We start from the raw sequence: 13,569 nt of genomic DNA, 5'->3' as shown, positions 1-13,569 counted from the left end.
ACGGCCATGGACAAAAAAGAGGAGGCCGGTTTCGTCAGCGTGTTTTGCTGTTTACGGCCGCTGCTTTTTAAAGGAAGTATTGGGACTGACCCGATACCAAATCCATAAATCGTTGACGATCGAAGCGAGCTCGGCGATGTCAGCATTGAGCTGGCACGAGCGCGCGAAATCCGCTTCTTGGCCGAGTGCGTCTTGTTTTTCGTTGATTTCCCGCTCCAGTTCGGCGATGCGGTCGGGGATCAAGCCGCGGATCGTTTCCCATTCCAGTAAAATCGCCTCTTGTTCGTTTGGGCTGTAGTCCTCCCAAGGCTTGTCCAGATGCGGCAGGCGGATGCCGAGCCGTTTGTCTTCGATAAAGATGCCGCTCATCCTCAATGGCCTCCTTCTCTTCCTCCATTATACTAAACCTTCCGGAAAGTTAGAGTGGAATTTTTATGCTTTTGTAATGAATATGTATTGAAAAATCATCGGAAAGCTGATAAAGTGATATTGTATCATCGTGAATATTTATTTATATTTAAGTATATTTATGTGACAGGAGAGGAGAACGACCATGACAAATCCGAAATTGGTGCTGGCATACTCTGGCGGTTTAGATACATCAGTAGCGATCAAGTGGCTTCAGGAGCGCGGCTATGATGTGATCGCGTGCTGCTTGGACCTTGGCGAAGGGAAAGACCTCGATTTCGTGAAAGAAAAAGCGCTCAAAGTCGGCGCGATTAAATCGTACGTGATCGACGTCAAAGACGAGTTTGCGAACGAGTATGCGCTCATCGCCTTGCAGGCGAACGCGTTGTACGAAGGGAAATATCCGCTCGTCTCGGCGCTGTCGCGTCCGCTCATCGCGAAAAAACTCGTTGAAATCGCCGAGCTCGAAGGCGCGGTGGCGGTGGCTCACGGCTGCACGGGGAAAGGGAACGACCAAGTGCGCTTTGAAGTGTCGATCAAAGCGCTCAATCCAGATTTGGAAGTGATCGCCCCGGTGCGCGAGTGGAGCTGGTCGCGCGAGGAAGAAATCGAATACGCGAAAAAACACGGCATTCCGATTCCGGTTGACCTTGACAGCCCGTTTTCAATCGACCAAAATTTGTGGGGACGAAGCAATGAGTGCGGCATTTTGGAAGACCCGTGGGCGGCGCCGCCGGAAGAGGCGTACGAGCTGACCGCTTCGCTTGAGAACGCGCCGGATGTGCCGGATGTCATCGAGATCGGCTTTGAACAAGGCGTTCCGGTGACGTTGAATGGGAAGGCGTACCCGCTTGCGCAATTGATTTTGGAGCTGAACGCGCTCGCCGGCAAGCATGGCGTCGGGCGCATCGACCATGTCGAGAATCGCCTCGTCGGCATCAAGTCGCGCGAAGTGTACGAATGCCCAGGCGCCATGACACTGATTAAAGCGCATAAAGAGCTTGAAGACTTGACATTGGTGAGAGAAGTCGCCCATTTCAAACCGCTCATCGAACAAAAAATCGCCGAAGTCATTTACAACGGCCTTTGGTTCTCGCCGCTGAAAGACGCGTTGGTCGCGTTTTTGAAAGAAACGCAGAAAAACGTCACCGGTGTCGTGCGCGTGAAGCTGTTTAAAGGCCATGCGATCGTCGAAGGGCGCAAATCACCGTTCTCGCTCTATGATGAAAAATTGGCGACGTACACGGCGGACGACGAATTTGATCATCAAGCGGCGGTCGGATTCATTTCGCTGTACGGCCTGCCGACGAAAGTGCACAGCATCGTGAACAAGCAAAACAAGGCGTCGGTGCCGATCGGCCAATGAAGGAAAGTGAAGGAAACTTCATGAAAGGAAGGAGGAAGTCGCATTCCTCTGCGACGAGATTGGTGAAAAAGCTTTGGGGCGGACGGTTTACGAAAACAGCGGAAGAATGGGTCGACGAGTTTGGCGCGTCGATCCCATTCGACCAAGAGCTCGTTGAAGAAGACATTGAAGGCAGCCTCGCCCATGCGACGATGCTTGGCGAATGCGGCATCCTGCCTGAAGACGATGTGGAGCAGATCAAAGGCGGGCTGATCCGCCTGTTGGAAAAGGCGAAGCAAGGGGAGCTCGAATTTTCCATTGCCTACGAGGACATTCATTTAAACATTGAAAAAATGCTCATCGACGACATCGGACCGGTCGGTGGCAAGCTGCACACTGGACGGAGCCGGAACGACCAAGTGGCGACCGATATGCATCTATACTTGCGCAAGCGGGTTGAAGAGATTCTCGGTCTCATCCGCGGGCTGCAGCGGGCGCTTGTCGCTCAAGCGGAGAAGCATGTCGAAACGATCATGCCTGGATATACGCATTTGCAGCGGGCGCAGCCGATTTCGTTCGCCCACCATCTGCTGGCCTATTTTTGGATGTTGGAGCGCGACTATGAGCGGTTTTCTGAGTCGCAAAAGCGCATCAACAAGTCGCCGCTCGGCGCCGGAGCGCTCGCCGGGACGACGTTTCCGATCAACCGGCATCGGACGGCGGAGCTCCTTGGCTTTGCCGATATTTACGAAAACAGCCTCGATGCCGTGAGCGACCGCGATTTTATCATCGAGTTTTTAAGCAACAGCTCGATGCTCATGATGCACCTGTCGCGGTTGGCTGAAGAGCTCATTCTTTGGTCAAGCCAAGAGTTCCAGTTCATTGAGCTTGACGATGCGTTCGCGACCGGCAGCAGCATCATGCCGCAAAAGAAAAACCCGGACATGGCCGAACTCATCCGCGGCAAAACCGGCCGGGTGTACGGCCACTTGATGGCCATGTTGACGGTGATGAAAGGGCTGCCGCTCGCGTACAACAAAGACATGCAAGAAGATAAAGAGGGTATGTTCGATACAGTGAAGACAGTCGTCGGTTCGTTGAAAATTTTTGCCGGCATGATTGAGACGATGAACGTGCGCACGGACGTCATGGAGCGGGCGACGAAACAAGACTTTTCAAACGCGACCGAGCTTGCCGATTACTTGGCCGCGAAAGGCGTCCCGTTCCGCGAGGCGCATGAAATCGTTGGCAAGCTCGTCTTGCATTGCATCGAACAAGGCGTCTTTTTGGCCGATTTGCCGCTTGACGTGTACAAAGAAGCGTCGCCGCTTTTTGAAGAAGACATTTATGACGCCTTGCACCCGCGCACGGCCGTCAACCGCCGCAACAGCGCCGGCGGCACCGGTTTTGCCGAAGTGCGCGCGGCGCTGGCGAAGGCGAAACAGTTGCTTAGCACCCCGTAACGGCGGGGTGTTCTTTTTTGACCGTCACGTGCTTTCACATCGGACAAGGAAGTTTTTCGGTCCATCTGTTTCATGTGACGAAGACATTATTCTTTCGGCGTCCTTACAACGAGCACATCGCATTTCGCGTGGCGGACGATGTTTTCGGAAACGCTGCCGATCAAGAGCCGTTCGACAGCGTTTAAACCGGTCGCCCCGCAAACGATGAGATCGGCTTTGTATTTCGGAGCGACGTCTTTGGCGATTTTCACTTTCGGTGAACCGAATTCGACCGCGATGTCCACATCGTCGAGCCCGGCGGCGATGGCCTCGTTTTTATACCGTTCGAGCAGCTCGTTCGCATATTGTTCCGACCGTTCGGCGAGGGCGTAGTCGTGCGCTTCAACGGTTGTGAACCCGCGCAAATCGATGATGTGGGACAAAATGAGTTTCGCTCCGTTCCGTTTGGCGATTTGGATCGCTTTTTTCAACGCCCATTCCGCTTCTTTCGACCCATCGACGGCGACGACGATCGTTTGGTAGGTCATTGTCATGTTCTCCCCTCCCTTTGGATAAAAATGCTATCTCTATATATGGTATACCCATCGCCCTTTGACGGGAAACTAGGCCATATATTGAGATTTTGTGAACAAGGGAGGAAAAGCAATGGAAAAGCGGTATAACGACTGGCAGTACGACGAGGAGGAAGTGCGGACGATCACCGAGCAAATTACCGAGTCGTATGAGAGCGGCATTGTTGACGAGGATGAATCATATTACGACCCGCGCCGGGAAGTCGGCGAATAGCCATAGCGCCAACGAGCTATGGTTCTTTTTTTTGTATTCGCTCCTGTTTGTAGTAAAGTAAAAATGAAGACAGCGAATGACGAGAAGGAGGGGAAACGGTGCGGCACGCTTTGATTACGGCTGGAGCGAAAGGGTTGGGGAGAAAAGTGACGGAGCTGCTGCTTGAAAAAGGCTATTCGGTGACGGTGAACTACCGGAGCGATGAACAGGCGGTGCGCTCGCTTGCGGAGAAGTACCGCGGCGCCGCTGACCGCCTCCAGTTTGTGCGCGGCGATGTGACGAACAAAGACGATTTGGCGGCGCTTGTTGACGCCGCCATGGAGCGGTTCGGCCGCATTGACTGCCTCATCAACAACGCGGGGCCGTACATTTTCGAGCGGAAAAAGCTTGCCGATTATACGGAAGACGAATGGTACGAAATGATTGAAGGCAATTTGAGCTCGGTGTTCCATTTAGTGAGGCGGACGATCCCGATTATGCGAAAGCAGCGGTTTGGCCGCATCATTACGTACGGGTTTCAAGGAGCGGCGGATGCCCCAGGCTGGGTGCACCGCTCAGCGTTCGGCGCGGCGAAAGTCGGGCTTGTGTCGCTGACGAAAACGATCGCCCTTGAAGAGGCGGAATATGGCATTACCGCCAATATGGTGTGCCCAGGCAACATTGTCGGCGCCATGAAAGAGGCGGGGATCGCCGACGCCCGCGCCAGGCGGGATGCGGAAACGCCGGTCGGGCGCCCGGGAACTGGCGAAGATATCGCCCGCGTGATTGCGTTTTTATGTGAGGACGACTCGGATTTCATCACGGGCGCCGTCATTGACGTCACCGGCGGAGAGAACGTCATCTACCGCCATTTTTTCCAGTAGAATCTTCAGCCGCTTTTCTGATTGCTTTCCGGTTGAACAGGGAACAATAAGGGAAGAACGGAAAGGAAAAAGGAGGAAAAGCGGCCATGAAAATTGGTGTTCCAAAAGAAATCAAAAACAATGAAAACCGTGTCGCCATCACCCCGGCTGGCGTGATGACGCTCGTCAAAGCGGGGCATGACGTGTATGTGGAGACGGAAGCCGGCGCCGGGTCGGGGTTTTCTGACGCTGAATATGAAAAAGCCGGGGCAGTGATCGTGCCGAACGCGGAAGACGCTTGGGCGGCGGAGATGGTGTTGAAAGTGAAAGAACCGCTGCCTGAGGAGTTCCGCTATTTTCGCCCAGGATTGATTTTGTTTACGTATTTGCATTTGGCGGCGGCTGAGGCGCTCACGAAAGCGCTCGTCGAGCAAAAAGTGGTCGGCATCGCTTACGAGACGGTGCAACTTTCGAACGGCTCGCTGCCGCTCTTGACGCCGATGAGCGAAGTCGCGGGCCGCATGTCGGTGCAAGTCGGCGCCCAGTTTCTCGAGAAGCCGCACGGCGGGAAAGGCATTTTGCTTGGCGGCGTGCCCGGGGTGCGGCGCGGCAAAGTGACGATCATCGGCGGCGGCACAGCGGGGACGAACGCGGCGAAAATCGCGGTCGGCCTCGGGGCGGACGTGACGATTTTAGACATTAACGCCGAGCGGCTGCGCGAGCTCGATGATTTGTTCGGCGACCAAGTGACGACGTTGATGTCCAACTCGTATCATATCGCCGAATGCGTGCGCGAATCGGATTTGGTCGTCGGCGCCGTCTTGATCCCGGGGGCGAAAGCGCCGAAGCTTGTGACGGAAGAGATGGTGCGCTCGATGATGCCAGGCTCGGTGTTGGTCGACGTCGCCATTGACCAAGGCGGCATTTTCGAAACGACCGACCGCGTCACGACGCACGACGATCCCATTTATGTCAAACACGGCGTCGTTCATTACGCGGTCGCCAATATGCCGGGCGCGGTGCCGCGCACGTCGACGTTTGCTTTGACGAACGTCACGATCCCATACGCCTTGCAAATCGCCAACAAAGGCTACCGCGCCGCATGCCTCGACACCCCGGCGCTGTTAAAAGGCATCAACACGCTTGACGGGCACATCGTGTACGAAGCGGTGGCGGCGGCGCACAACATGCCGTATACGGATGTTCATTCGTTGCTACAGGGATGAAACAATGAAGATTAAGGCGCCTTGATGTCAATGAGAAAACAAAGCTGTCCATCCGGGCTTTGCGGCAAACCGATGGCCAGCTTTTTTGATGCGCTCATTCGCGGTAGCTTTTGCCAATGACCTCTCTCGTTAAACAATGATCAACTCCTTCGAAAACGACGTCAACACGTCAACCCCATGATCCGTGATCGCGACGTCGTCTTCAATGCGCACGCCGCCGATGGATGGGACGTAAATGCCCGGTTCGATCGTGAACACCATGCCGGGGACGAGCGGTTCGTTGTTGGCGTGATGAAGCGATGGGTATTCATGAATCTCGATCCCTAAGCCGTGCCCAACGCGGTGGGTGAAATATTCTCCGTAGCCGGCTTGGTCGATGACGTTTCGGGCGGCGCGGTCGATCTCGCCCATCGCGGTTTGCGGGCGGCAGGCATCGATTGCCGCCTGCTGGGCGCGCCGGACGGTCTCGTAAATGCGCCGCTGTTCGTCGCTTGCCGTCTGGCAGACGACGGTGCGGGTAATGTCGGAGCAATACCCATCGACGATGACGCCTAAATCGAACAGCACGAAATCGCCTGGTGCGACCGCCGCTGTTCCCGGCACGCCGTGCGGATCGGCTGATTTTGCGCCCGTGAGCACGGTCGTGGGGAACGACATCCCTTCGACGCCGAGTTTTTTCAGCTCATATTCAATAATGGCGACAAGTTCGAGCTCCGTCACGCCCGGGCGGATGGCGGAGACGCCGATTTCGACCGCTTTGTCGGCAAGTTCCGCCGCCTGGCGCAACACCTTCATTTCCTGCTCATCCTTGATCAGGCGAAGCTGGCGCAGCTTTTCTTCGGCGTCGTGCCACTTGGCGTTTGGAAACAATGCCGAGAGACGCTCGAAACGGGCGAACGACAAATCGTGTTTCTCGACGGCAATCGAGACGGCCTTGATGCCGCGCGCTTCGAGATGGCGCCGGATCTCTTCCCATGGGTCGGTGCTGTCGTCGTAGCCGATCACCGTATACCCAAAGCCGCTCCGGCGGGCGCGCGGGATTTCCATTTGCGGACAGACGAGCGCCGGTTCGCCGTCAGGGAAGACCAAAAGTGCCAGCAGCCGTTCGTGCGGGTCGCACCAAAATCCGCTCAAATAAAAAACGTTGGCGCTTGACGTGATGAAGGCGAATGAACTATGTTGTTGTTGAAGCCAAGAGGAAAATGCTTGCAGCCGTTTGTTCATCGTTCCCTTCCTTCCTTTTTTCGTGATCGTCCATTTTGAGCGTACCAAGAAACGGGCCGCTTGTAAATGGACAGGCGGGAAAAGAAGGAAATGGATGGGCGGCGGCGAATCATGTGTAGTAGAAAGGGGAGATGTGACGATGAAAATCAGCTACCATGGCCATTCGGTCGTCCGCATTGAAACGAACGGAAAAACGATTTTGATCGATCCGTTCATCACCGGCAATACGACGACCGATTTGAACGCAGCGGATGTGAAGGCAGATGTCATCTTGTTGACGCACGGGCACGGGGATCATGTCGGCGATACGGTTGAGATCGCCAAGCGGAACAACGCCCTCGTTGTGGCGACGTTTGAGCTGGCGACGTATTTAAGCTGGCAAGGCGTCGAGACGTTTGGCATGAACATCGGCGGGGCGCGCGAATTTGACTTTGGCACCGTCAAGTTCACGCAGGCGTTTCACAGCTCCGGGTTTGTGACGGGCGACAAGCAAATCATTTATTTAGGCATGCCGACCGGCATTTTGTTCATGGCCGAAGGCAAAACGATCTATCATGCCGGCGACACCGGGCTGTTTTCCGACATGAAGCTGATCGGCGAGCGCCATAAAATCGATGTCGCCTTTTTGCCGATTGGGGACAGCTTCACGATGGGGCCGGAAGACGCGGCGGTCGCCGCTGAGTGGCTCGGGGCGAAACTCGTCGTGCCGATCCATTACAACACGTTCCCGCCGATCACCCAAGACCCCGAGCGGTTCGTTTCGCTTCTCCCGCCGGGCGTCGGCCGTGCGTTGAAACCGGGGGAAAGCATTGAGCTGTAACAGAGGCGCCCTTCCCAAAGCGGGAAGGGCGTTTTATGATGGCCGACGCGACCGTTGAACCCCCGCCGGCTCCGCCGTTATAATATAAAGTAACAACGCGTAAAGGGTGAAGAACCGTTGGCGACAAAACATGAACAAATTTTGGAATACATCCACCGGCTGCCGATCGGCGAGAAAATTTCCGTTCGGCAAATTGCCAAGGAAATGGGCGTAAGCGAAGGAACGGCGTACCGAGCGATTAAAGACGCTGAGAACAAAGGGTATGTGAGCACGATTGAGCGCGTCGGCACGATCCGGATTGAGAAGAAACGGAAGGAAAACATTGAGAAGCTCACGTACGCCGAGGTTGTCAACATTGTGGACGGCCAAGTGCTTGGCGGACGTGAAGGGCTGCATAAGACGCTCAACCGCTTTGTCATCGGTGCGATGCAGCTGGAGGCGATGATGCGCTATACGGGCGCAGGGGATTTGCTTATCGTCGGCAACCGGACGAAGGCGCACGAGCTGGCGCTTCAGGCGGGGGCGGCGGTGCTCATCACCGGCGGGTTTGATACGGCCGACCACGTGAAAAAGCTCGCCGATGAGCGGCAGCTGCCGATCATTTCGACGAGCTATGACACGTTTACGGTCGCGACCATGATCAACCGGGCGATTTATGACCAGCTGATTAAAAAAGAGATCGTATTGGTTGAGGATATTATCATTCCGCTTGAAAAAACTGCGTACTTGCGCGTCGATGATCCCGTCGAGCGGTGGTATGCATTGAACAAAGAAACACGCCACAGCCGATTCCCGGTCGTCGATGATGAGCTGAAAGTGCAAGGGGTCGTAACGGCAAAAGACGTGCTCGATATGGACCGGCAGCTGCCGATTGAAAAGGTGATGACGAAGCAGCCGATTACGGTGAACGGAAAAACGTCAGTCGCCTTTGCCTCCCACATTATGGTGTGGGAAGGAATTGAACTCCTTCCCGTTGTGGATGACCATCACCGGCTGCAAGGGATCATCAGCCGCCAAGACGTGTTAAAAGCGCTGCAAATGGCGCAGCGCCAGCCGCAAGTCGGGGAGACGATCGATGATCTCATCACCGCCCAGTTTCGTGAGTCAGGCGACAAAGAGACGTTGTTTCGCTGCACGATCACCCCGCAAATGACGAACTATTTAGGGACGCTCTCGTACGGCGTGTTTACGACGATCGTCACCGAAGCGGCGGCGCGGATGCTTCGCGCGTACAAACGCGGCGATTTGGTGATGGAAAATATCACGATTTACTTCATCAAGCCGGTGCAAATCGACAGCACGGTCGACGTGCGGGCAAAGCTTTTAGAGCTCGGGCGCAAGTTCGGGAAAGTGGATGTCGAAGTGTATAACGAAGGCGATCTTGTCGGCAAAGCGATGATGATGTGCCAGCTGATCGACCGATAAACGGTAAAGGCAAAAAAGGATGTCCACTTCCTTATTGGAACATCCTTTTCCTTTATCGTTGGCCGGCGCATACGCCAAACGGCATTACCCTTGTTTTGCCGCTTCCTTTGCCTCTTCGACCGCCTGCGGCAGATAGTAGCGGTAGGCGCGGTAGCCGGCCCAAACGCTGCCAAAGCCTAAGATGATAAAAATAGCGGAGATGATGTACGTCACGGTTGTCTGATACAAAAACAATTGGTTGATCCCGAACAAGGCAACGAACAGTCCAAGCGCCATGCTCGATTTCGCCGAGAGAAAGCGGCGTTCCATCGGACGCTGGGAGCGGACGTAGCGGATTTTATAATAGACGTAAAACGAAAAGGAAAATATAATGAAAATAACCAGGGCTGGCATGGTTGGTCCCTCCGTTGTTCATTTCTTTTTTCATTGTACATAGAAGCAGGGAAAAATGCCAGCGGTTGAATATGACAGGTGACAAAAAAGGGGAAGAACGAATGAAACCGGTTCATCAACAAATTCTTGATGCGATTCGTGAATTTGACACGATCATCATCCACCGGCACGTGCGCCCGGACCCGGACGCGTACGGGTCGCAAGGCGGGTTGGCGGCCATGCTAGCGGCGTCGTTTCCGAAAAAAAGGGTGTACGCGGTCGGAACGGACGATCCGTCGCTGTCGTTTTTGCGGAACATGGATGTCATTGATGATTCCGTGTACGAGCAAGCGCTCGTGATCGTCTGCGATACAGCCAATGAGGAGCGGATTTGCGACAGCCGCTACCGGCTCGGGCGAAAGCTGGTGAAAATTGACCATCACCCGAACGACACGCCGTATGGCGACATTATGTGGGTCGATACCGCCGCCAGTTCGACAAGCGAAATGATTTATGAGTTTTATTTGGCGGGAAAAGAGGAAGGATTGACGATGACCGCTGAGGCGGCGCGTCTCATTTACGCGGGCATTGTCGGCGATACGGGACGCTTTTTGTTTCCGCGCACAAGTGAAAAAACGTTCCGCTACGCTGGGGAGCTCATTTCGTACGGCTTTTCGTTGACGGAATTGTACGATGGGTTGTACCGGACAAGCCTACCGCTCGCCCGCTTAAGCGGTTATGTGCTGTCGAACTTTACGATCGAGGAAGGGGTGGCGGCTGTGAAAATGCCGCGGGCGCTGCTTGAGGAATACGGCGTCACCCCGCTTGAGGCGTCGCAACTCGTCGGTTTGCTCGGCAATATTGACGGCATTGTCGCCTGGGTGTTTTTCATTGAGGAAGAACGGGAAATCCGCGTCCGCTTCCGTTCCAAAGGGCCGGTTATCAATGTGGTCGCCAAACGCTACGGCGGCGGCGGCCATCCGCTCGCAGCCGGCGCGTCCATTGCCTCTTGGGAAGAAGCCGATCGCGTGATTGAAGACGTGAAAGCGGTCTGTCGGGCTGAGCGATGACGGAAACGGGTGGTTTTAAAAAGTTGTTGTTTAAGTGAAGCGCCATGTTGATAAGAAAAGGTGTCCCGAAGGCTTTCGGGACACCCTCTTTTCCCGCAAGACGCGCTTGTTTGGCATCGCTACGGCGGAATGGGGCGGCAAGGCGCTCTCTACGGAAGCGGCGTCAGTTTGACTTCGACGGCCAACAAGGTAAAGATCGTGAGTGTGTGAAGTTCAAGCCGGTATTGCTTCTCGTGGATCGTATACGTTTTGTTTTCAATTGCTCGCTCAATCAGTTCGCGGCTGTTGTACACCGTTTCGATATCTTTCGTAATCAAATGGGACAAATCTTCTTTGACGCTGTCTTCAATGCGAAAAGTCGTGTATGAATCAAGTTTATATTGCTCGGCGTTGGCGAGATGGACGGAAACGTCCTGCACGGTCAGCTTTTTTTTCATTTCCTTATTGTAATGAATATAGTCTTCCTGCCAAATGCGAATTTCGTTTTGCAAATCGGCGATCTGTTCGTTGAGCTCATTGACGTGCCGCACTTGTTTTTCCTGCAAGACGCCGAAAATATACAAAAAGACAAACCAGCTGATGAGCGCTCCGATCGCCGCGCCGGCGAAAAAGCGCTGCCATGACGGGTGTTGGTAATACGGAGGAATTCTCATGGCGAAATGTGCTCCTGCGTCAGCCACGTAATGATCGCCACTCCGGTTTGTGCTCCGCCCATGGCGGACAAAATGAGCAAAAATTGCCGCACGATGTCTTTCGTTTCCCCTAAAAACAGCCCTCGCTCAACGACGTAAAACGTGTCAAACGTCCCGCCGATGGCGGCGACGACCGCCCAAATGCGCAAATCGCCGGCAAATCGGTACATGGCCGTCAACGGCTGGCCGCCGCTCAAAAACGCGCCGAGCGCGCCGATGATGGCGCCGCCAAGCAGCACGCCGACGGCGATAAAATAGCTTTGAATGAACGCCGGCAAGAAGGCCGCTTTTTCGTTCATGCGTTTCCCCGCCCTTTCTTTCTCTCTTATCTATGTATATCAATAGGGTGGACGGAGTATGTAGCCGAAAGAAAAGTTTTCGCCCGTCAAGCGCACGGATGAGGGAGGGATGGTCATTATGTTCGTCCACTTGCATGTGTTGAGCGGATACAGTTTGTTTCAAAGTGCGGCGGCGGTGGAGGCGCTTGCAGCGAGGGCGAAACAGCTTGGCTATCAAGCGCTCGCGCTCACTGACCGGAATGTGTTGTATGGCGCTATTCCGTTTTACCGAGAATGCAAGCAGAACGGCATTCGCCCGATCATCGGCGTGACGGCTGATGTCGCTCTTTCTGGGGAGGAAGCGTTCCCGCTCGTGCTGTTGGCCGCCAATGAAGAGGGGTATCGCCATTTGCTTGAAATCAGCACCATGATGCAAATGGGGGAAACAAAGCATATGGAGGAAGCCGCTCTTGTGCGCTTAAGCGGCGGCATCATCGCCATCACTCCTGGAAGCGAGGGACGCGTCGAGTCGCTTGTTGCCGCCGGCGAATGGGAGCGGGCGAAAGAGGCGCTCGCCCGCTACCAACGGTTGTTTCCAGGACGGCTGTATGTCGCCATCCAGCGCGGCGAGCAAACGCGTACCTCGTATGAAGGAGAGCTTCGTCGTTTGGCGGAAGAGATGGACGTTCCGCTTGTAGCGACGAACGATGTCCGTTATATTGAGCGCGACGATGCTGTGGCGTGGCGTTGCTTGCAGGCCATCGGCCGCGGCGCGCTGCTCGCTGACATTGAGGACGATGACGGCCGCTATTTGGCGGGGCCAGAGGAGATGGCGCGCCGGTTTGCGGACTTGCCGGAGGCGCTGGAGAACAGCTTAACGATCGCCAATCAATGCGAGCTGTCTATCAAATTTGGCGGCTGGCGGCTGCCGGCGTACCCCGTTCCGGACGGAGAGACGGCCGACAGTTATTTGCGCCGCTTATCGGAACAAGGGCTCGCCCGACGCGTGCCGTCGGCCGATGAGCGCTACTGGCGTCGGCTTTCGCATGAGCTGGATGTGATTCAGTCGCTTCATTTCAGCGACTATTTTTTGATCGTCGCCGATGTGCTCGCCTACGCCCGCCGGCGCGGCATCATGGCCGGCCCGGGCCGCGGTTCGGCGGCCGGGTCGCTTGTCGCCTATGCTCTGTCGATCACCGATGTTGACCCGATCAAGTATGGGCTTTTGTTTGAACGGTTTTTAAACCCGGAGCGGGCGTCGGTGCCGGATATTGACTTGGATTTTCCTGATGACCGGCGCGAAGAAGTGATTCGCTATGTGGCGGATAAATACGGGCGTGACCGCGTCGCGCAAATCATCACGTTCGGCACGTTCGGCGCCAAAGCGGCGCTGCGCGAGACGGCCAAAGCGCTTGGCGTCCCTGGGCGGGAGGCGGAACAGGTCGCGGCGCTGTTGCCGAACAAACAAAGTGTGACGCTCAGCCAATGGCATGCCGAGTCCGCCGCTTTTCGGCGCGCGGTGGCAGCGGTTCCGCAAGGGAGAGAGTGGCTGGCTGTTGCGCAAAAACTGGAAGGGCTGCCGCGCCATACGTCGATCCACGCTGCTGGTGTCATCATC

Annotated in this window: 15 protein-coding genes; 9 read left to right on the top strand and 6 right to left on the bottom strand. The window is 55.3% G+C overall.

Going from position 1 to position 13,569, the window contains the following annotated elements:
• Positions 1–51 precede the first annotated feature (51 nt).
• Positions 52–369 (bottom strand): hypothetical protein, encoded by a 318-nt coding sequence (locus tag BRO54_RS05575; RefSeq protein WP_063330158.1) that lies wholly within the window; start codon positions 367–369, stop codon positions 52–54.
• Positions 370–553: 184 nt separating this feature from the next.
• Here BRO54_RS05575 and BRO54_RS05570 point away from each other — a divergent pair, with 184 nt between their 5' ends.
• Together BRO54_RS05570 and argH are read left to right on the top strand one after the other, a co-directional pair.
• Positions 554–1,774 carry an argininosuccinate synthase gene (locus BRO54_RS05570; RefSeq protein WP_074043380.1) on the top strand — a complete coding sequence of 407 codons (1,221 nt, stop codon included), beginning with the start codon at positions 554–556 and terminating at the stop codon, positions 1,772–1,774.
• A gap of 62 nt (positions 1,775–1,836) precedes the next feature.
• Positions 1,837–3,216 (top strand): argininosuccinate lyase, encoded by a 1,380-nt coding sequence (gene argH, locus BRO54_RS05565; RefSeq protein ID WP_074043379.1) that lies wholly within the window; start codon positions 1,837–1,839, stop codon positions 3,214–3,216.
• A gap of 86 nt (positions 3,217–3,302) precedes the next feature.
• On the opposite strand, the gene BRO54_RS05560 is transcribed toward argH, so the two are convergent.
• On the bottom strand, positions 3,303–3,749 hold the full coding sequence (locus BRO54_RS05560) for a universal stress protein (protein ID WP_021322122.1): 447 nt from the start codon (positions 3,747–3,749) through the stop codon (positions 3,303–3,305).
• Positions 3,750–3,861: 112 nt separating this feature from the next.
• Here BRO54_RS05560 and BRO54_RS20035 point away from each other — a divergent pair, with 112 nt between their 5' ends.
• The 3 genes from BRO54_RS20035 to ald all read left to right on the top strand — a co-directional run bounded on the left by BRO54_RS20035 (position 3,862) and on the right by ald (position 6,070).
• Entirely contained in the window at positions 3,862–4,002 is a 141-nt protein-coding gene (locus BRO54_RS20035; RefSeq protein ID WP_011232228.1) for a hypothetical protein, read from the top strand.
• Positions 4,003–4,100: 98 nt separating this feature from the next.
• The gene (locus BRO54_RS05555) at positions 4,101–4,865 is read left to right on the top strand and encodes an SDR family oxidoreductase (RefSeq protein ID WP_044736373.1); all 765 of its coding nucleotides are present in this window, start codon (positions 4,101–4,103) and stop codon (positions 4,863–4,865) included.
• An 86-nt stretch (positions 4,866–4,951) separates the two neighbouring features.
• A complete protein-coding gene (gene ald / locus BRO54_RS05550) occupies positions 4,952–6,070 on the top strand; it encodes an alanine dehydrogenase (RefSeq protein ID WP_074043378.1) in 1,119 nt (372 codons plus the stop codon).
• Between the two features lie 129 nt (positions 6,071–6,199).
• Here the strand turns inward: ald and BRO54_RS05545 are convergent, their stop codons facing one another.
• Entirely contained in the window at positions 6,200–7,294 is a 1,095-nt protein-coding gene (locus tag BRO54_RS05545; RefSeq protein ID WP_074043377.1) for a M24 family metallopeptidase, read from the bottom strand.
• A gap of 139 nt (positions 7,295–7,433) precedes the next feature.
• On the opposite strand from BRO54_RS05545, the gene BRO54_RS05540 reads away from it, so the two are divergent.
• Positions 7,434–8,114 (top strand): metal-dependent hydrolase, encoded by a 681-nt coding sequence (locus BRO54_RS05540; RefSeq protein ID WP_074043376.1) that lies wholly within the window; start codon positions 7,434–7,436, stop codon positions 8,112–8,114.
• A gap of 117 nt (positions 8,115–8,231) precedes the next feature.
• On the top strand, positions 8,232–9,539 hold the full coding sequence (locus tag BRO54_RS05535; RefSeq protein WP_074043375.1) for a CBS domain-containing protein: 1,308 nt from the start codon (positions 8,232–8,234) through the stop codon (positions 9,537–9,539).
• Between the two features lie 84 nt (positions 9,540–9,623).
• On the opposite strand, the gene BRO54_RS05530 is transcribed toward BRO54_RS05535, so the two are convergent.
• Positions 9,624–9,932 carry a YtpI family protein gene (locus tag BRO54_RS05530; protein WP_074043374.1) on the bottom strand — a complete coding sequence of 103 codons (309 nt, stop codon included), beginning with the start codon at positions 9,930–9,932 and terminating at the stop codon, positions 9,624–9,626.
• Between the two features lie 101 nt (positions 9,933–10,033).
• Here BRO54_RS05530 and BRO54_RS05525 point away from each other — a divergent pair, with 101 nt between their 5' ends.
• On the top strand, positions 10,034–10,981 hold the full coding sequence (locus BRO54_RS05525) for a DHH family phosphoesterase (protein WP_074043373.1): 948 nt from the start codon (positions 10,034–10,036) through the stop codon (positions 10,979–10,981).
• A gap of 149 nt (positions 10,982–11,130) precedes the next feature.
• Here the strand turns inward: BRO54_RS05525 and ytrI are convergent, their stop codons facing one another.
• Positions 11,131–11,634, bottom strand: a complete 504-nt coding sequence (gene ytrI / locus BRO54_RS05520; protein WP_074043372.1) for a sporulation membrane protein YtrI — start codon at positions 11,632–11,634, stop codon at positions 11,131–11,133.
• Positions 11,631–11,972 carry a sporulation membrane protein YtrH gene (gene ytrH / locus BRO54_RS05515; RefSeq protein WP_011232219.1) on the bottom strand — a complete coding sequence of 114 codons (342 nt, stop codon included), beginning with the start codon at positions 11,970–11,972 and terminating at the stop codon, positions 11,631–11,633. The genes ytrI and ytrH overlap by 4 nt, the downstream gene beginning before the upstream one ends.
• 118 nt (positions 11,973–12,090) lie before the next feature.
• Between ytrH and dnaE the strand changes: the two genes are divergently transcribed.
• Positions 12,091–13,569: DNA polymerase III subunit alpha (dnaE, locus tag BRO54_RS05510; RefSeq protein ID WP_139268041.1), on the top strand; the 1,479-nt coding region annotated here is incomplete at its 3' end.

Origin of the sequence: Geobacillus proteiniphilus (assembly GCF_001908025.1) — a bacterium.
Classification (GTDB): domain Bacteria; phylum Bacillota; class Bacilli; order Bacillales; family Anoxybacillaceae; genus Geobacillus; species Geobacillus proteiniphilus.
The sequence above is the reverse complement of the archived record's forward strand: the minus strand, read 5'-3'. Positions and strand labels throughout refer to the sequence as shown.